At 65.0% G+C, this 16526-nt stretch carries 14 protein-coding genes; 7 read left to right on the top strand and 7 right to left on the bottom strand.

The annotated features are described in order from the left end of the window. Positions 1 to 163: 163 nt before the first annotated feature. From HBF26_RS00845 to HBF26_RS00835, 3 genes are all read right to left on the bottom strand, one after another. Complete coding sequence (locus HBF26_RS00845) at positions 164 to 3067, bottom strand: TonB-dependent receptor (RefSeq protein WP_167122139.1); 2904 nt, start codon at positions 3065 to 3067, stop codon at positions 164 to 166. Positions 3068 to 3257: 190 nt separating this feature from the next. Continuing rightward, entirely contained in the window at positions 3258 to 4079 is an 822-nt protein-coding gene (locus HBF26_RS00840) for an alpha/beta fold hydrolase (protein WP_193569750.1), read from the bottom strand. A gap of 275 nt (positions 4080 to 4354) precedes the next feature. Next, positions 4355 to 4738: a TraR/DksA family transcriptional regulator gene (locus tag HBF26_RS00835; RefSeq protein WP_167122135.1), complete on the bottom strand. Its 384-nt coding sequence runs from the start codon at positions 4736 to 4738 to the stop codon at positions 4355 to 4357. Positions 4739 to 4901: 163 nt separating this feature from the next. Between HBF26_RS00835 and HBF26_RS00830 the strand changes: the two genes are divergently transcribed. Continuing rightward, positions 4902 to 5351 carry a nuclear transport factor 2 family protein gene (locus tag HBF26_RS00830; protein WP_167122133.1) on the top strand — a complete coding sequence of 150 codons (450 nt, stop codon included), beginning with the start codon at positions 4902 to 4904 and terminating at the stop codon, positions 5349 to 5351. Between the two features lie 77 nt (positions 5352 to 5428). Then, complete coding sequence (locus HBF26_RS00825) at positions 5429 to 6976, top strand: lactate dehydrogenase (protein ID WP_167122131.1); 1548 nt, start codon at positions 5429 to 5431, stop codon at positions 6974 to 6976. 102 nt (positions 6977 to 7078) lie between these two features. On the opposite strand, the gene HBF26_RS00820 is transcribed toward HBF26_RS00825, so the two are convergent. Beyond that, on the bottom strand, positions 7079 to 7972 hold the full coding sequence (locus HBF26_RS00820) for a manganese catalase family protein (protein WP_167122129.1): 894 nt from the start codon (positions 7970 to 7972) through the stop codon (positions 7079 to 7081). A gap of 206 nt (positions 7973 to 8178) precedes the next feature. On the opposite strand from HBF26_RS00820, the gene HBF26_RS00815 reads away from it, so the two are divergent. The 4 genes from HBF26_RS00815 (at position 8179) to HBF26_RS00800 (ending at position 10935) form a co-directional block, all read left to right on the top strand. After that, a complete protein-coding gene (locus HBF26_RS00815) occupies positions 8179 to 8688 on the top strand; it encodes a ferritin-like domain-containing protein (RefSeq protein ID WP_167122127.1) in 510 nt (169 codons plus the stop codon). 159 nt (positions 8689 to 8847) lie between these two features. Continuing rightward, the gene (locus tag HBF26_RS00810) at positions 8848 to 9960 is read left to right on the top strand and encodes a zinc-dependent alcohol dehydrogenase (RefSeq protein ID WP_338039608.1); all 1113 of its coding nucleotides are present in this window, start codon (positions 8848 to 8850) and stop codon (positions 9958 to 9960) included. A gap of 10 nt (positions 9961 to 9970) precedes the next feature. After that, positions 9971 to 10384 carry a hypothetical protein gene (locus tag HBF26_RS00805; protein ID WP_167122123.1) on the top strand — a complete coding sequence of 138 codons (414 nt, stop codon included), beginning with the start codon at positions 9971 to 9973 and terminating at the stop codon, positions 10382 to 10384. Positions 10385 to 10635: 251 nt separating this feature from the next. Beyond that, positions 10636 to 10935 carry a DUF3247 family protein gene (locus tag HBF26_RS00800; protein ID WP_240151152.1) on the top strand — a complete coding sequence of 100 codons (300 nt, stop codon included), beginning with the start codon at positions 10636 to 10638 and terminating at the stop codon, positions 10933 to 10935. 9 nt (positions 10936 to 10944) lie between these two features. Here HBF26_RS00800 and HBF26_RS00795 read toward each other — a convergent pair whose 3' ends face one another. The 3 genes from HBF26_RS00795 to HBF26_RS00785 form a co-directional block, all read right to left on the bottom strand. Next, positions 10945 to 13560 (bottom strand): bifunctional diguanylate cyclase/phosphodiesterase, encoded by a 2616-nt coding sequence (locus tag HBF26_RS00795; RefSeq protein ID WP_167122119.1) that lies wholly within the window; start codon positions 13558 to 13560, stop codon positions 10945 to 10947. A gap of 95 nt (positions 13561 to 13655) precedes the next feature. Then, the gene (locus HBF26_RS00790; protein WP_167122117.1) at positions 13656 to 15386 is read right to left on the bottom strand and encodes an MOSC and FAD-binding oxidoreductase domain-containing protein; all 1731 of its coding nucleotides are present in this window, start codon (positions 15384 to 15386) and stop codon (positions 13656 to 13658) included. Positions 15387 to 15440: 54 nt separating this feature from the next. Next, on the bottom strand, positions 15441 to 16052 hold the full coding sequence (locus tag HBF26_RS00785; RefSeq protein ID WP_167122115.1) for a phosphatase PAP2 family protein: 612 nt from the start codon (positions 16050 to 16052) through the stop codon (positions 15441 to 15443). A gap of 35 nt (positions 16053 to 16087) precedes the next feature. Here HBF26_RS00785 and HBF26_RS00780 point away from each other — a divergent pair, with 35 nt between their 5' ends. Continuing rightward, on the top strand, positions 16088 to 16525 hold the full coding sequence (locus HBF26_RS00780; RefSeq protein WP_167122113.1) for a low molecular weight protein-tyrosine-phosphatase: 438 nt from the start codon (positions 16088 to 16090) through the stop codon (positions 16523 to 16525). Position 16526: the final 1 nt, after the last annotated feature.

The raw sequence follows: 16526 nt of genomic DNA, 5'->3' as shown, positions 1-16526 counted from the left end.
ATAACGGTGGCGTCTCACGTCACGAGGGCCACGCGATGCCAGCTGCCGACGAAACGGCCGTCTGTCCCCTATGCCAGGGCAAGGGCTTCCTCGTCCAGGTGGACGAGGAAGTCTGCTGCCAGGTGGAGGTGCCCTGCTGGGCTTGTTCACCTCCGGAGGGCGGTTACAGCTTGTAATTCACCCCGAACATCACCGTGCGGCCGAACTTGTCGTACTCCAGCGGCCGCGCCACTTTCACGCTGTTCGGCAGGGCCGCGATCTGCTGGGTCTTCATGGGCGAGTTCGTCAGGTTGTTCACCTGGAGCAGCACGGACAGCCCGTTCCATGCGCCGTGCTCGAAGGCATAGCCCAGCTGGAAGTCCGTCTGCCGGTCCGCCAGCACCTTGGTGTAGCCCAGTTGGTCGAACAACGCGACAGCCTCGCCGGTGAACGACGAGCGGTAGCGCTCCGCGATGCGCACCGACCAGCCGTATTTCTCGTAATACAGGGCAAGGTTGGCAACCTTCCGAGACAGACCGGGCAGGGTGGACGGGCTGCCGGGAATGGTGGAAACGGCGCTGACCGGTAGCGTGCTGTTGGTGAGCGAGAAGTTCGCCTGCACGCCGAAGCCGTCCAGCGCACGGGTGAGCAGGCCGAGTTCGAGCGCACCGGACAGCTCCAGGCCCTGCATCTTGCCGCCGGTGCCGTTCTCGGGCCGCGTGAACGAACCGCGCGTGCTGGTGGGCGTCAACGTGGGATTGTCGTTCGTGTACTTGGAGAAGTCGTAGTCGAGCGTGGTTTGATTGTAGATGTAGTTCAGCAGGTTCTTGTTGAACACCGCGGCCGCCACATAGCTGGCCGTGCCGAAGTACTTTTCCCACGACAGATCCGCGCCAACCGCGATATAGGGCTTCAGCTTCGGGTTGCCGCCGCTGCCGGACCACAGCACCTGGCCTGCGGCCGGGCCGTCGTTCACCAGCGCAACGCCCGCCGAGGTCGCCACCTTCTCGTCGTCGATGCGGCCGCGCGCCATCGTCTTGGCGAGACCGAATCGCAGGTATTGCTTGTCCGCGATCTCGGCCACGAGATTCAGGCTCGGTAACACCTTGGTGTACTTTGTACCGTCGGAAATGCGGCCGACCAGCTCATCGCCGTTGGTCTGCAGCGCCACCGACGACTGGTCCGTGCGCACGGCCTGCACGCCGACGTTGCCTCGCAGCGGTATGTCGCCCATCGTGGTGTCGATGTTGAACTTCAGATAGGCGACCGGAACCTTCTCCCTCACCGTGTAGTTGCGGCTCCAGTCGGCTTGGCCATTACGTTGCGTGAGGTAGAACTGGTTTGCCAATGCGCCGAGCACGTCGTAGTTGACGATGCCCGGAATGCCGCCGTAACTGAGATCGGTGGTGCCGCGCAGGAAGGACGGATCGATGGGCGCCGCGAAACCGGGCACGTAGGTGTCGATGGTGGATCCGTTACCGTTCAGCCAGGCGAAGAACACGTTGGCCTCTTTCGTCTTCCGGCGGTCGGAGTAATTCACGCCCAGCGTGGCATCGGAAAATATCCAGCCCACGGGATGGGTGACTTCGAGGCGGAAGGCCTTGATCGTGTCCTTCTGCTTGTCGAATTCCTCGCGGCCGTTGTAGCCGTAGTCGTTCGGATCGGTGAAGAAGATCGCCGTCGGGTCCGCGAAATTCACGCCCGGTGTGAAGTCGGGAAAACCTTCGTGCTTCGGAGTCGCGAAGTCTGTGGACGACGTGGCCTGGCCGGGCAGGCCGGCGAACAGATAGGCGTCGTGCAGGCGCTTCCTCGCGCTGGAATACGAGGCATCGGCGTTGATTGCCCAACCGTTGCCGAAGTCGTACTGGTTGTTCCAGCCCGCGGAGAACAGGCGATCCTTTTCCTTGGTGTATTCGTTCTGCAAAACGGATTGCAGGCCGTCGATGTGCCCGGTGGTGACGATGGGATAGGGCAGAGCCGGGACGTAGCCTACGTTCGAGTACGACACGTTGTCGTACGAACTGCTCGACCACTGCGCACCGTTCAGATACGTCTTCTGGTCGAACGTGGAGTAGTAGAGGTCCAGCGTGGAGTGGTAGTGATCGTCGGGCGCCCATTCCAGCACGGTCATCAGGCCGTTTCGCAGCTGGTTTTCCGACTTCGCGCGCAGTTGCATGCCCTGCTGCGACAGCACGTTATCTGGCATGCCCGGCGTATGCGGCGCACCCCAGTGGTTCTCCGCACCTTCCGACCCGTTATTGAGGTTCCACCACCAGGCCTGGTACTGCTTCTCCTGCACCGGCGAATCGAGTTGCGCGAAACCGACCGCCAGGCCGAGCGTGTGGTCGAAGAACTGGTCGATGTACGAGAAGCTGGCGCGATGGCCTGTGTCGCCGACGCCCGTGCCGTGGTTCAGACTGCCGTGGGAGTTGTTTTCTCCACGAAGGTTGGCGGCGATCGCTCGCTTGGGTAGGTCGAGTGGCCTGATCGTGTGCAGGTCCACGGTGCCGGAAAGGCCCTGGCCGATGAGGCTGGCGTCCGGCGTCTTGTACACCGCCGCTCCGCTGATCAGCTCGGATGGATACTGGTCGAAATCGACGCCGCGGTTCTCGCCGATGGTGGCCTGCTCCCGGCCGTTCAACGTGGTGCCGGCGAAGTCGGGCGACAGGCCGCGAATGGAAATCTGGTTGGCGCGGCCATCGACGCGCTGCGTGGCAAGACCGGACAGGCGCGCCAGGCTCTCGGCGATGCTGCTGTCGGGCAGCTTGCCGATGTCTTCCGCGGAGATGGCTTCGATGATGTTGTCGGAGTTCTGTTTTGCCTTGATCGCGTTCTGGATGCTTCCCTGGATGCCGGTGACGACCACGGCATCGAGGTTGCTCACGGCATCGGGGTTCGCGTTGCGCTTCGGCTTCTGGGCGGTGGCCGCAGGTGTCGCGGGTGCGTTGCCGGAGGTGTCCTGCGGGGGCTGTTCCTGTGCCCATGTCGCGCTGCAAGCGAAGGAAACCGCGGCGGCGCAGGCCATGGAAAGCGGTTTCGCACGGAAAGCAGGCACGGCAAAGCCGCGCGGCAGGTGGCGACGAATCATTCGATTTTTCCCCGCAAGTTCTTGCGGCGCCCCCGCGGCGCCCTTGCGGCGGGAGGATGGGGGAGCGACACCCAACTGTCATCCTGCGTCGCAACAGAATGCGAGGCACCCGTTCAGCTGCCGGGTGGATATGAACGCATGAAGATGTGGGAAGCGCGCGAGCGCGCTTCCCACGGTTGTCGCTGAAGCATCAGGCCTTGATGAAGGCCAGCAGATCCTTGTTCAGCTCGTCGGCGTGAATCGTCAGCATGCCGTGCGGGTAGCCCTTGTACACCTTGAGCTCGCCCTTCTTCAGCAGCTTCACCGACAACGGCGCAGAATCGGCAAAAGGCACGATCTGGTCGTCGTCGCCGTGCATCACCAGCGTGGGCACGTCGATCTGCTTCAGGTCTTCGGTGAAGTCGGTCTCCGAGAACGCCTTGATGCAGTCGTAGTGCGCCTTGATGCCGCCGATCATGCCCTGGCGCCACCAGTTGCCCACGGTGCCCTCGTTGGGCGTCTTGCCGGGGCGGTTGTAGCCGTAGAACGGAATCGGCACCTCGCGATAGAACTGCGCGCGGTTGGCCGCGAGCTGCTTGCGGAAGCCGTCGAACACGGAGATGTCGAGGCCGCCCGGGTTGGCGGCGCTCTTCACCATGATCGGCGGCACGGCGCTCACGAGCACGGCCTTGGCGACGCGGCCCTTGCCATGCCGCGCCACGTAGCGCGCCACTTCGCCGCCGCCCGTGGAGTGGCCGATATGGACGGCATTCTTCAGGTCGAGATGTTCCGTCAGCGCGGCAACGTCGGCGGCGTAGGTGTCCATGTCGTTGCCGGTGTCGGTCTGGGTGGAACGGCCGTGTCCACGACGATCGTGCGCGATGACGCGGAAGCCCGCATTGAGGAAGAACATCATCTGCGCATCCCAGTCGTCCGCGCTGAGCGGCCAGCCGTGGTGGAATACGATCGGCTGGCCCTTGCCCCAGTCCTTGTAGAAGATCTGGGTTCCGTCTTTGGTCGTGATGAACGGCATCGTGTTTTCCTTCTTTCCGGTGGTGTTTGAAGCGGGGGCGGCGGTGGCCGCGGTGCTGGCGGCGAGGGTTCCGATACCTGTCAATGCGCCTGCGGCGAGGACGCCGGCGCCGATGACGAAGTTGCGGCGCGCCGGGTCGAGTGCCGGTTCGGGTGAGTCGGTCACGGGTGTGTCTCCTTGGTGGCCCTCGTCCTTTTTAGGCGTTGCCGCCAGGAGCGGATAGGACGCGCATGCCCTCGTTTTTGGACGATTGCGGAGCGCGGGTGCCGGTAGCGTCAACGAGTGCGATCGATGCGCTCCTGATCGGCGGCTTCCTCCACCGTGTAGCAGCTCTCGGGCACGGCCTCGAGACGTGCGCGCGGAATGGCTTCGCCGTTCCCGTCCGAGATACCGTAAGTGCCCTCGTCGATCTTCTCCAGTGCGCGGTCCACGGCAGCCAGGCGGCGCTCGTTGTGGCCGAGCAAGGCTTCGTCGTTTTCCTGCTGGGCGAAACGCTCGCCGTCGTCGCCGGCGTCCTGCGGTTCTCCGCCGGCAGCCGCCTGGAGCGCCTGCTCGTCGGCACCGGCGGCATCGCCGACAGCCACCAGTTGCCGGCGCAGATCGAGGAGCCGTTGCTTCTGGCGGGACAGGAAGTCGTGATCGAGAGACGTGGTTGCCATGAGGTTCTCCTGGGAAATGATCGGTATAGCAGGCGGCCGCGCCCCCGGCTTGTCGAATTCGGCGGCGCCTGCGGTGTCGCCCGGGATGCCGGAAGTACCATGGCGTGGGGCGCCGAGCCGCGGCTAGGATGGCGGAACGCCACCGCGCCCCAGGGGTATCCGCATGAAAGCCCGTTCCTTCGCCGTCATCGTAGCCACGGCCTTGTCCGGCGCCGTGGCGCCCGCGTTCGCCTCGACACCGGAACAGGCCGCCGTGCTGGCCCCGGTGCAGGCGATGTTCGACGGCATGGCGAAGTACGACCAGGGTGCGATGCGGGCAACTGTCCAGCCCGAGGGAAGTGTGGCGTTGCTGCGCAAGGGCAAGGTGGTGCGGATGACGCTGGGGGAGTTCATCGATCGCATCAAGCCGGGCAAGGACGCCATCGAGGAGCGTATCCACGATTCGCTGGTGCGCGTCGACGGCGACCTGGCCATGGTCTGGACGCCGTACGAATTCCTGGTGAACGGCAAGGTGAAGCACTGCGGCACCGATCTCGTGCACCTGGTGAAGATGGACGGCCGCTGGCTGATCGCCGGTATCGCGGACAACAGCCGCGACGATTGCGGCCACTGAGGGTGCTCAAGTTTCCGCGCCTCGGGCCGTCACAGGGGCGATAGGGGCGACCCACGGAACGACGGGAACTTCGGGGCATGATCGGACAAGCAGGTATGGTCACGGCGGGCGCCCTGTTCCTCGAGGTATTGCCGCCGTCCGTAGCCCGGGCCCCGTCCGTTTCCGCCCATGCAGCGCCGGACACGGCGACCGCTCCCGCCTCGGTGGTGCTTACGCTGAGCGCGCTCGCTGCGCCCGAACCTTCGCCGACGTACGCATTTCCGCCGGCATCGACACCCGTGTGGCAGACGCCGTCCCAGGACGCGATCTCTTCCATCATGGCGAGTCGCTACACGGCCGCTTCGCTGAGCGGTCGTTTCGATGGCCTCGGCAAGTCGCTGCTGGACCGGTTCGCGACGGACGGTAGCGACTTCTCCCAGAGCGTGCGCCTGAGCGGGCCCCTCGCGGCGCCCGGTAATGGTGCGCAGGCCACCACCACGCTGAGCATACGGACAGCCGGCGGAAAATCGGTGGTGCTGGACATGACTACCGAGGATGGCAGCCTTGCGGTCGGCATTCACGGCAGCGCCGCCCTCGACGACGCCGAGCGTGCAGCCGTGGGAAAGCTTGCCGATGCGTTCCAGAAGGCGCTCGATGGCGCGGTGTCGACACCGCCCCGCGTCGACCTCGAAGGATTGACGGGCTTCGACACCGCCGTGCTGTCCTCGGTCGACGTCACCGTGCGCTCGGCGCAGGCGGGCCATACACCCACCAACCTCGTATTCCACGCCGATGCCGCGACGCGCAGCCTCACGCTGAGCGGCGAGAGCGGAACCATCGACATGACCGTCGACGTCGGTGCAACAGCCATCCTCGGCAACCGCGCGCAGCGTGCCGAGGCGTTGGCGGGATACCTTCGGCAGTTCGATGCCGCGGCGGTACGCGGGCAGGGCGACAGAACCTTCATGGCAATGTTCAAGAGCGCCTTCGGTCAACTGACGGCACCGCCGGATGGTTCGTCTTCGGGCCTCGTGCCAATGGCCGGCGCGCTTTCCGCCGTGCAAGCCTCGGTGCTCACGGGGCTGCCCGACTTCCATGCGTCGATCGTACAGGCCGCGAGCGCGCCGAATCCCTTGAAGCCCTCCGAGAAGGACGGTTTCGCCTACTCGGTGTCCCAGGAAACACGCATCGGCGGAAACGGCGCGCTCGATCGGAGTATTTCCCAGAACGTGCACTCGCAACTGAGCGCCAGCTACCACTCGCCGCTCAGTGCGGACAGCGCCCTGATGCTGACGCTGGACCCGAAGTCGCAGAACTATGTCTACACGCACGTCGAAGACGTCGCCGATAGCCAGACCGACATTGCTTATGACAAGGGCCGGCTTGCGAAAGCGAGCATCACCCGCTCCGCCAGCCAGACGACGGAACGTTCCAGGTACGTGATGGCCAGGCTGGTGGAGCAGACCACGGTTCCCCGTCGCGCATCGGAAACCCGCGACCTGCTTGCCCTGCTTCGCCCATTGGACGACGAAGCAAGCCCACCAACGCGGCAAAAGCAGGCGTCGCGCGACCAGGCATTGGCTGCCGTGCATGCCACCGTCGGTCTGGAAGCCGACCCGTCGAGGCTTCACGGCGTGAAGGCTTGATCGCCTCACGCCGGCCGGACGATCGTTCGTGCCGCGTGGCCCCATAGCCGCCCATTCACTGAGGGACATGGTGGATGGGGCCGCTTTCGCGGCCCCATCTTTTTACTTCCTGGTTTCTTCCTGTTGCAGTGTGCCCAGATCCGCGCCCGTGACAGGGTCTCGCTTCGGATCGGACTTGCCTCGGGCGGCGAACGCGTCGACGGCCGCCTTCTCGCCGCGCGACAGTTTGACGTCGGCGTGGCCGTCGCCGCCATCCACAGGTACGCTGTCCTCCGTGGGCACGATGACCTCGCTGAATCCCTTGCCCTCGCACCACGGTCCGGTGCGATCGCCTTCGCCTCGCGACGTGTTGACATAGGTGTCGGTGAAGCGCGGGTCGCCTGGGAGCTTGCCCGGCGGGAAGCTCTTGTCCATAGAGTACAACGCTTTCTCGAACGACTTCTGGTGCGCGATCTCGCGCGTCATGAGAAAGTTGAGCGCGTCCCGGACACCCGGATCTTCGGTGACGTTGATCAGGCGCTCGTACACGATCTTGGCGCGCGCCTCGGCGGCGATGTTGGAACGCAGGTCGGCCGTCGGCTCGCCGATGGTGTCCACATATCCACCGCTCCAGGGAACGCCGGCGGAATTGACGAGCGCCGGGCCACCGCCGTAGAGCACCTGGGTCACGTGGCTGTCGTTACCCGCGCCTTGCAGGGCCCGGTACATGTCGGCCTGCTGGTCGACGGTCTCGGCGAGCATGCCTTTCGCTCCGCGGTTCAGCATCGCGATGATGGACCCGATGACCTCCAGGTGGCTCAACTCCTCGGTCGCGATATCCAGAAGCATGTCTTTCCGGCCCGGATCCTCCTCGGCAAGCGCCTGCGTGAAATAGCGCATGGCCGCAGCCAGTTCCCCTTGCGGACCGCCGAACTGCTCCAGCATGAGGTTGGCCAGACCGGGATTGGATTCACTGACACGGACGGTGTATTGGAGTCGCTTGTTGTGATTGAACATCGCTGGCTGTGCTCCTCGTGGCTTGCGTGTTCGCCATGATGGACAGAGCCGGGGTGCAGGCAGTGGGCATCGTTAGTGACGACGCACTGCACTCACGTGAAGTCCTTCCCGTCACATCATGCTTCCGTCACACAGCGTGGCTACGCACTGCACGTCCGTTCCTGAAGCATGGGCGCTCCCCGACCCCCAACCGAAGGAGCACAAAGATGGCCGACATGCGCGAGAACCTCCTTGACTGGCTGCGCGACGCCCACGCCATGGAGCAACAGGCGGAGCAGATGCTCAAGGCGCAGGCCAGCCGCATCGAGCATTACCCCGTGGTGAAGCAGCGTATCGAGGAGCATCTGCAGGAAACGCTCGGCCAGCAGGAACTCCTTCGCCAGTGCATCGAACGTCACGGCGGCAAGCCGTCGGTCATGAAAGACATGATGGGCAAGGTCGCCGCCTTCGGACAGGCGGCCGGCGGAATGGTGAATTCCGATGAGATCGTGAAAGGCGCGATGGCGAGCTACGTGTTCGAGAACCTTGAGATCGCCATGTATACCGCTCTCATCGCCGCAGCCGAGACAGCGGGCGACGAGGAGACGAAGCGGGTGTGCGAGCAGATCCTCCCCCAGGAGCAGGCCATGGCGAAGTGGGTGCTGGAGCATCTGCCGCAGCTGACCGAGGAGTTCCTGGTTCGCGATGCAACCCCAGACGTCGAAGCCAAGCGCTGATCGCATACGTTCCGGCGCGCCCACGTCACCGCACATCCTCTCGTTCGTGCACGGCTGCATGCGAAGGACGAGGGACACCCATAGTCACGGGAGAACGCCATGCTAGCGACTACTTATCGCCGGCCCTATCGGGTCAGCGCGCGCCACGTTCCCGATCCTGTGATCGAACATCCGCTCGACGCGGTTGTCAAAGTGCTGCGTTCGTGCATCTGCGGGTCGGACCTGCACCTCTATCATGGCCTTGTGCCCGACACCCGCGTGGGCTCTATCTTCGGCCACGAGTTCGTGGGCGAAGTGGTGGATGTCGGATCGGACGTCCGCAATCTGAAGGTCGGGGACAGGGTGCTCGTCCCGTTCAACATCTTCTGCGGCACATGCTATTTCTGCCAGCGCGAGCTCTACAGCAATTGCCACAACGTAAACCCGGAAGCCACTGCGGCTGGGGGCATCTATGGCTATTCGCACACCACGGGGGGCTATGACGGTGGCCAGGCGGAGTACGTTCGCGTCCCCTTTGCCGACATCGGGCCGACGGTCATCCCGCCCGGCATGCACATTGAAGACGCCGTTCTGCTGACGGATGTGGTTCCTACAGGTTACCAGGCCGCCGAAATGGGCGACATTCGGGAAAATGACACGGTCGTCATCTTCGGCGCGGGTCCGATCGGCATCATCGCCGCGCGCTGTGCCTGGCTCATGGGAGCGGGGCGGGTGATCGTGGTCGACCACGTGGAGTACCGCCTGGACTTCGTCCGACGCTATGCGCAGTGTGAAACCGTGAACTTCCGCTCCGTAGGCGACATGGCCATTCATATCAAGAGGATGACCGACGGCCTCGGCGCCGATGTCTGCATCGATGCGGTGGGCTGCGAAGCAGCCGGCAGCGTGATGCAGCACCTCACCGGCGTGATGATGAAGCTCCAGGCGGGCGCCGCCACGGTGCTGCATTGGGCCATCAACTCGGTTCGCAAGGGCGGCAACGTCTCCATCGTGGGTGTCTACGGGCCCACCTTCAACGCCGTGCCGATCGGCAATGCACTCAACAAGGGCCTCACGCTCCGGATGAACCAGGCGAGCGTGAAGCGACACTTGCCGCGGCTGATAGAGCACATCCAGGAAGGCAGGCTCGATCCGCGCGCCATCATCACGCACCGCGTGCCGCTCGAAGAGGTGAGCGACGCCTACGAGATGTTCTCGCGCAAGCAGGATCAGTGCATCAAGACCGTCCTCATACCGCCGGGCGCCGACAGCCCTTCCTCGACCGCCATCTGAGGTATTCGCCATGAATCGACCACAAGACCGTATTCCCGGGTGGGGCGCGGACCTCGACCGGGCCAACCGTCCCGCCGTGCCGATGGAGCGCAGACCCCCGCGCCTCGATGGCGTGCATTGGGGCGATCCCGAGCCACAGATCTCGGACGTGGAGATCCTCCAGTCCACGGAGCACTTCAGGCGGCCGCCCGTGTTCGGCACCAGCGTGCCACCGCGCGGCGTCAGCGGTTGGATCCGGCGCAGGGCCTTTCGCCACAGTGAGAACGACCTTCGTCACTGGCTGATGCTGCTCTTCGCGGATCGCGTGGATGTCGTGGAGAGTCTCGCCTCGGATGCGCGGCGGTCGCCGCGCGCGCGTTCGGCCGTCATGATCGCGGGGGCCGCGCTTGCCGCCGCGTGGCTGCTGCGGCGCGCCGGCGACTGACTCAACCCGCGAGTGCGATTCGCACGTCATCATGTCGATTCGAGCGTGCAACTAACCCACGTCCACGTCAATGCTCTTCACATTGCTTAATGGGCAGCCACGCCGGATGTCGTCACCGTATTCACACGATCGAGCTCGGTGCATGACGGATGCACGCCTAGCATGCGATGCCGTTATGGAGGTCCGCGCCCGGCATTTCCTCGGCGTGGGCTCTGCTACGGCACTCGCAGAGGAACCGGACCATGGGCCGCATGGCAAGTAAGGTATTCACCGATCCCGAGGATGTCGCCCGACTGGAACGCTGGGTGGAAGAACTGGCGACCAATGCACGGGTTCGCATACATGTGGCGGGGGATCCGCCGGTGGAGGGCGTGGTGATGGTTACGCCGACCATCCAGGTCTTCAAGGATGCGAACGACGTCGAAGGCATCAACGGCACGGTGAAACTCGAAGACCCTCAGCAGCCAGGATGGAGCGGGGTGGTATGGCTGGGCGACATCGTGCGCGTCGAGCATCTCGATTCGGTGACGATGGGCGCCACGAAAGCGTAAGGCAAACCTTCAGCCCGTATCGGCGGCGCGCGAATGCGCCGGCCGCGCCGGCGGGCGTGTGGCGAGATACGCAAGCAGGGAGGGCAGCGGCATCGGTTGCGCCACGTGATATCCCTGGATCTGATCACATCCGTTACGGCTCAGCCAGCTGTACTGGCTCTCGCTCTCCACGCCCTCGGCGACCACGGTCATGCCGAGGGTGTGTGCGAGCACGATGATCGAGCGGCAGATCGATGCCGCACGCTCGTCGGTGTCGACGCCCACCACGAACGATCTGTCGATCTTCAGCGAATCGATCGGCAGGTCGCGCAGGTAGCTCATGCTCGAGAACCCGGTACCGAAGTCGTCCAGTGACACATGCGTGCCTTGTGCACGCAGCGCTCGTAACGCGGGTACCGCACGCTCCTGATCCATCAGGCTGCTCTCGGTGAGTTCCACCTGCAACGCATGCGCGGACAGGTGGTATGCGTTCACCACGGCGCGTACCTGGGCCGCCACGTCACCACGCTGGAACTGCACCGCCGATACGTTCAGGGCTACGGGCAGTTCCCCGTGGCCGGCCCCGGCCAACTCCAGGCAGGCCTTCGCGACGGAGTCCAGTGTCCAGCGGCCGAGTGGCAGGACCAGGCCAGCTTTTTCGCAGAGCGGGATGAACACTGCCGGCGGGACCTGGGTGCCGTCGGGCTGGCACCAGCGAACGAGTGCTTCCAGCTTGCATATCTCGCCGGTGGGGGCGTCCACGATGGGCTGGAAGTGCATCGTCAACTCACCCGAATCGATGGCCTGGCGCATGCGCGAGGCCATCGTCAGGCGCCCCATGGCACGTTCGGCCATGGCTGGCTCGAACACCTGGATAGGCTCCGGTGCGTGTGTGCGGGCATGTGCCGCCAGCGCTGCGCTGGCAATCACCTGTCCGGCACGGCGTCCGTCCAGTGGATGCGAGGCAGTACCCAACTGCGGGTCGAGCGTGTGGAAGGTATCGTTGACGGCCACTGGTTCGTTGACCACCGCCAGCAGCTTCGCGACGACGTCGTCGCGTCGGTCCGGATCGACGATCGCGACCAGGAATCGCTCGCCGGGACGATGGGCCACCATGCCGTGCGCAGTGCCGATGGCGGCGAATCGCGCGGCAACCTGCCGCAGCACGTTGCGCCCGACTTCCAGACCGAACGTGTCGCTTACCTGGTCGATGCCGCGGAGATGGATATAGACGAGCTCATACCATGCTTGCTCGCCGATGCCGTGGTCAAGGTATTCGACCATTGCCTCCGTGTTGGGAAGTCCGGTGATGACGTCGTGGGTGGCGCGATAGGTAAGGGCACGTTCCGAACGCAGCCGCTCGGTGATGTCCTCGGCCAGCACGAGTCGCGCCGCGTGTCCGTCGAAATCGATGCTCGCGGCGTGCACACGTACGTCGAGGGTGGTGCCATCCTTGCGACGGTGCACCCAGACCGTGTCCGGTTCGACATCCTCGCTCCGATCGGGCGCCTGAAAAAGCCGTTCCAGGATCCGCGCGTCCTGCAAAGACCGGATGTCGGTGATGCGCATTGAGAGGAATTCGTCTCGCGAATATCCATAGTTGCGAACGGCGGCCTCGTTCACCTCGAGGAACGCCAGGGTCTTGGTATCGAACACCCAGTAAGGCAGGGGATTCTTGTCGAAGGCCAGACGGAAACGTCGCTCCGCATCGGCCAGCTGCGACTGGATCTGCAGCCGTTCGTTCAATTCGCGGATCTGCGCTCGTTCGCTGGCCGCCACGCGGCGGTACAGGTAGGCAAAGCCGACGCAATACACGAGGTAGAGACAGATGCCGAAAAAGGCGAAGCGATACCATGGACTGAGGACGGCGGAGGTGGCGACGCCCACGGTTATCCATAGGGGATATTTCTCCGGACCGCTGACCGCCACCATGCGATTCACGCCGTCGGTGTGGGTCACCCTGCGGCTGTTGGCGGGGCCGAACGGTTCGAACAGGCCGTCGGCGGATTCTCCGACGGCTCCCGGCGAATGGCCGGTGCGCGCGACAATCTTCCCGTAGCGATCGGTAATGGCCGCCACGCCGCCGGTGCCCGCGTGCACGTGTTCCACGATGACCTGCAACTGGGTTTGCCGGAGGCGAGCGAGCACCCAGCGGTTGTCCCCGGCAGGTACGGCGATCGGCAACAGCCATTGTCCGCGCCTCGATTCCAGCGGGCCCAGGCGGAGGTTTTCATGGTTCTCTGCGTCGTGTACCCAGGCAGGCAGCGTGGGGTCGCCCTCGCCGGGGGTGATCGCCTTGCCGTTTCCGTCCACGAACAGGAGATCGGCGATCTCATTCTTCTGCCGCCTGGCGACCCCCGCCATGTTCTCGGATATCAGTGCCCGCGCGCGGTCGGGTACGGTGGCGACGAATTCGGCGCTGTCGGATGCAACGCCTTCCATGGCCCGTTGCACGACACCCAGGTGTTCACCGAGCAGGTGCTGGCCACTGTCGGCGAATGCCTTGGTCTGCACGCGTGCCGTCTCGACGCGCCGTTCGTAGTCCGTGTCCAGGACCAGCGCCAGACCGACGGCGAGGACGAGTGCGAGCACACCACCGACCATGCGGACCAGCCGCGCGGAACGATAATGTGCTGCTTCGGCCATGGGCGCTCGCGGAGGGCGGTAAGGGACTCACCTGGATCGAAACTAGCAACCTGCCTGCCCGTCGGCAAGTCGCGGGCCGTCACGGGAATGTGAAATCACAAGTCGAGCGACAGCGGCCCTCGCGGCGTCGTGCAACAGATGAGTACATCCCCTTCCGGCGGCGGCAGGAGCGGGTCGGGCGCGTAGGCGACCGCGCCTTCGACAAGCCCGCACTGGCAGGTATGACAGACGCCGGTCCGGCACGACCAGCGAACCGGCACGTCGCATGCCTCCGCAAGCTCAAGCAGCGAGCCGTAGCGCGGGTCCCAGGCCACGCTGAGGCCGCTGCGAGTGAACGTGACCGTCGGACCGGTGCCTGCTTCCTCAGGCGGATGGGGTGGTTGGTCCCCGGGCCCGGCCGTGCCGGGAGTCAGAGAGGCTTCCGCGCCGAATGTCTCGCTGTGGATGTGGGAGGCGTCCACGCCGAGCCGGCCCAGGTCCGCCATCGTCTGCCGCATGAAGGCCTGCGGTCCGCAAAGGTAGTAGTGCGCGTCGGGTGGCAAGCCCATGGCCGCAAGACGCGAGCCGTCGATCCTGCCGCCCACCATATAGTCGCGGCCTTCCACGTCGCCAACGTCGGGCCGGCTGTAGAACGACCACTCGCGCGCTGCGGGCAGCTTCGCCAGCGCACTGCGCACTTCGTCCCGGAACACGTCGTCGGCGACGCTGCGCGTGCAGTGAATCCACCAGACCGTCCGGGGCGTGGATTCCGCCGCCAGTGCGCCGAGCATGGGGAGGAGTGGCGTGATACCGATGCCCGCACTGATCAGCACCACGGGCGAGCCGTTCGCCATCAGGGTGAAATCGCCGCGTGGTGCGCTCGCTTCCACGCGTTGACCGGCCGCCACGTGTTCGTGGAGGAAGCGGCTACCTTCGCCGTTCCCCCGTTTGACGCTGATGCGAAAGTTTTGTCCCGGTACGCAGCCGGAGATGGAATAACTGCGCAGGACGGGCGATTGCCCGTCTCCCCGATCGATACGCAACGCCAGGAACTGCCCCGGCAAGGCCGGGGGCAGCAGCGAACCATCCTCGGGCACGAGCACGAACGATCGAACGGCGTCGTTTTCGCGATGCACGCTCTGCACGGTGAATGGCCGGTAGCCGCTCCACGCCGGTTGGCTCCTTGCCGCGCCCTTGGGGCGGCCCTCGTCTTCCAGCATTTTTGCGAACGACTGCTTCCAGCCCGGACTCAGCGCCGGGATGCGCAGGGCGCGTTCCAGGGTATCGCGGGAATGGCCGGGAAGGTAAAGCAGCGCGTCCACGTCGGCGACCGTCAGGTCCTCCGGCCCCCGCGACACGCGCTCGATAGGGTCGCCGGCGCCGATCTCGCCTTCTTCCAGCACCTTGAAATAGAAGCCGGGACGACGGTGCGCCACCAGCAGCGACGCCATCTGCGGATGCTCCATGCGGATGCCCACCCGATAGCAGGTGACCCGTGGCTGGGTGACTTCGAACAGCGCGCCACCGATCCGGTAGCGATCGCCGATGCGAACCTCGTTGTCCGGCAGTCCCTCGATGGTGAGGTTTTCGCCGAACCGGCCGTACTCCAGCGGCGGACGCCCGAGGAAGGCCTCCCAATAGCGGTACGACTCGATCTGATAGACCATCACGGCGCGGTTGGGGCCACCATGGCCCGCGGTATCCGCCTGGCCGTCGCCGTCGATGTTGAGCGTGCGGGCCATGACCCGGCCTTCCACCGGAGACTTGAAGATGCCGGTACGAACGATCCGGCCTTCCCATGCCACCTCGCGTGGCAACCCGACGTTGACCGAAAGCACGCTTGCCATGTCGTCTCTCCGCTGGTTTGCAGGATAGCCCGCCGGGCGGATCGGTTCCGCCGCTCAGCGGGTGAATGGTGCAGGATGGTCGCTCAGCCAGATGGCGATGTCTTGCAGCAGGTGTTGCGAAGGAAACACCCGTCCGTAGCAGAGTGCCAGGATGGTCAGGGCGCCGCAGCCGAGCACCGCCTTCCAGGGGCCTTGCGACACGTCCGGTGTGGTGCGCGGCGAGGACACGCCGCGCAGGAACCAGAAGGCGACGGCGGCTCCGAGCGCCGCGCCCAGCCACACTTCCGACGGGCTGTGGAAACGCAGGACCAGCCGCGATATGCCGACCGCAAGGCCGGTTGCGAGGCCGAGAACGATGGCCACCCGATGGGCGGCGTGTCCCCAACCGCGCGAGAGCAGGGCCGCCAGCGCGGGCCACACGAAGATGGCAAGCGCGGTGTGTCCGCTGAAACCCGTGAAATCGAGCCCCGGCGGCCGCAAGCCCCATGCCATGAACAGCAGTTTGGAAAGCGCCACACATCCGCCGCACGCGGCGGCAGCCACGACCCAGCGCCAACTGTCGCGTCGGCAGGACGGCGGCAGGCCCAGGCAGATCGTCATCCAGCCCATCATCGGAAGCAGCACCGCGCTATCGCCCAGTGCGGTGATGGCCATCCATATCGTCACGTGCGACTCTCCCATCGGTTGTCTATTATGGCCACATGTTTCAGCGCCTATTGATCGTCTGCATCGGCAACATCTGCCGGAGTCCCACTGCGGAATACCTGCTTCGGCATCGACTCGGTCCCGGCCACGCCGCCACCGTGTCGAGCGCCGGCCTCGGCGCCATGACAGGCCACCCCATGGACGCCACGGCACTGGAGCTGCTGCGCGAGCACGGCGTGGATGGCGAAGGTCATGTCGCTCGACAGGTGGACGAACGCCTGCTGCGCGACACCGACCTCGTTCTGGCCATGGAACGGAGCCATGTCGACGCGATCCGGCGCATGGCGCCCGAAGCCAGCGGCAAGGTGTTCCTGCTCGACAAATGGATTGGCGGTCGCGATATTCCCGATCCCTACCGCCAGCGGCGGCCGGCTTACGAGCAGGCGTACGGCATGATCGAGCAGGGCGTGCAGAGCTGGCTGCGCTACCTGTAGG

The sequence above is a fragment of the Luteibacter jiangsuensis genome (assembly GCF_011742555.1).
GTDB lineage: Bacteria > Pseudomonadota > Gammaproteobacteria > Xanthomonadales > Rhodanobacteraceae > Luteibacter > Luteibacter jiangsuensis.
The sequence above is the reverse complement of the archived record's forward strand: the minus strand, read 5'-3'. Positions and strand labels throughout refer to the sequence as shown.

Coding starts and splice junctions, on each gene's coding strand:
- HBF26_RS00845 (WP_167122139.1), bottom strand. CDS start 3,067: ATGATTCGTCGCCACCTGCCGCGCGGCTTTGCCGTGCCTGCTTTCCGT.
- HBF26_RS00840 (WP_193569750.1), bottom strand. CDS start 4,079: ATGCCGTTCATCACGACCAAAGACGGAACCCAGATCTTCTACAAGGAC.
- HBF26_RS00835 (WP_167122135.1), bottom strand. CDS start 4,738: ATGGCAACCACGTCTCTCGATCACGACTTCCTGTCCCGCCAGAAGCAA.
- HBF26_RS00830 (WP_167122133.1), top strand. CDS start 4,902: ATGAAAGCCCGTTCCTTCGCCGTCATCGTAGCCACGGCCTTGTCCGGC.
- HBF26_RS00825 (WP_167122131.1), top strand. CDS start 5,429: ATGATCGGACAAGCAGGTATGGTCACGGCGGGCGCCCTGTTCCTCGAG.
- HBF26_RS00820 (WP_167122129.1), bottom strand. CDS start 7,972: ATGTTCAATCACAACAAGCGACTCCAATACACCGTCCGTGTCAGTGAA.
- HBF26_RS00815 (WP_167122127.1), top strand. CDS start 8,179: ATGGCCGACATGCGCGAGAACCTCCTTGACTGGCTGCGCGACGCCCAC.
- HBF26_RS00805 (WP_167122123.1), top strand. CDS start 9,971: ATGAATCGACCACAAGACCGTATTCCCGGGTGGGGCGCGGACCTCGAC.
- HBF26_RS00800 (WP_240151152.1), top strand. CDS start 10,636: ATGGCAAGTAAGGTATTCACCGATCCCGAGGATGTCGCCCGACTGGAA.
- HBF26_RS00795 (WP_167122119.1), bottom strand. CDS start 13,560: ATGGCCGAAGCAGCACATTATCGTTCCGCGCGGCTGGTCCGCATGGTC.
- HBF26_RS00790 (WP_167122117.1), bottom strand. CDS start 15,386: ATGGCAAGCGTGCTTTCGGTCAACGTCGGGTTGCCACGCGAGGTGGCA.
- HBF26_RS00780 (WP_167122113.1), top strand. CDS start 16,088: ATGTTTCAGCGCCTATTGATCGTCTGCATCGGCAACATCTGCCGGAGT.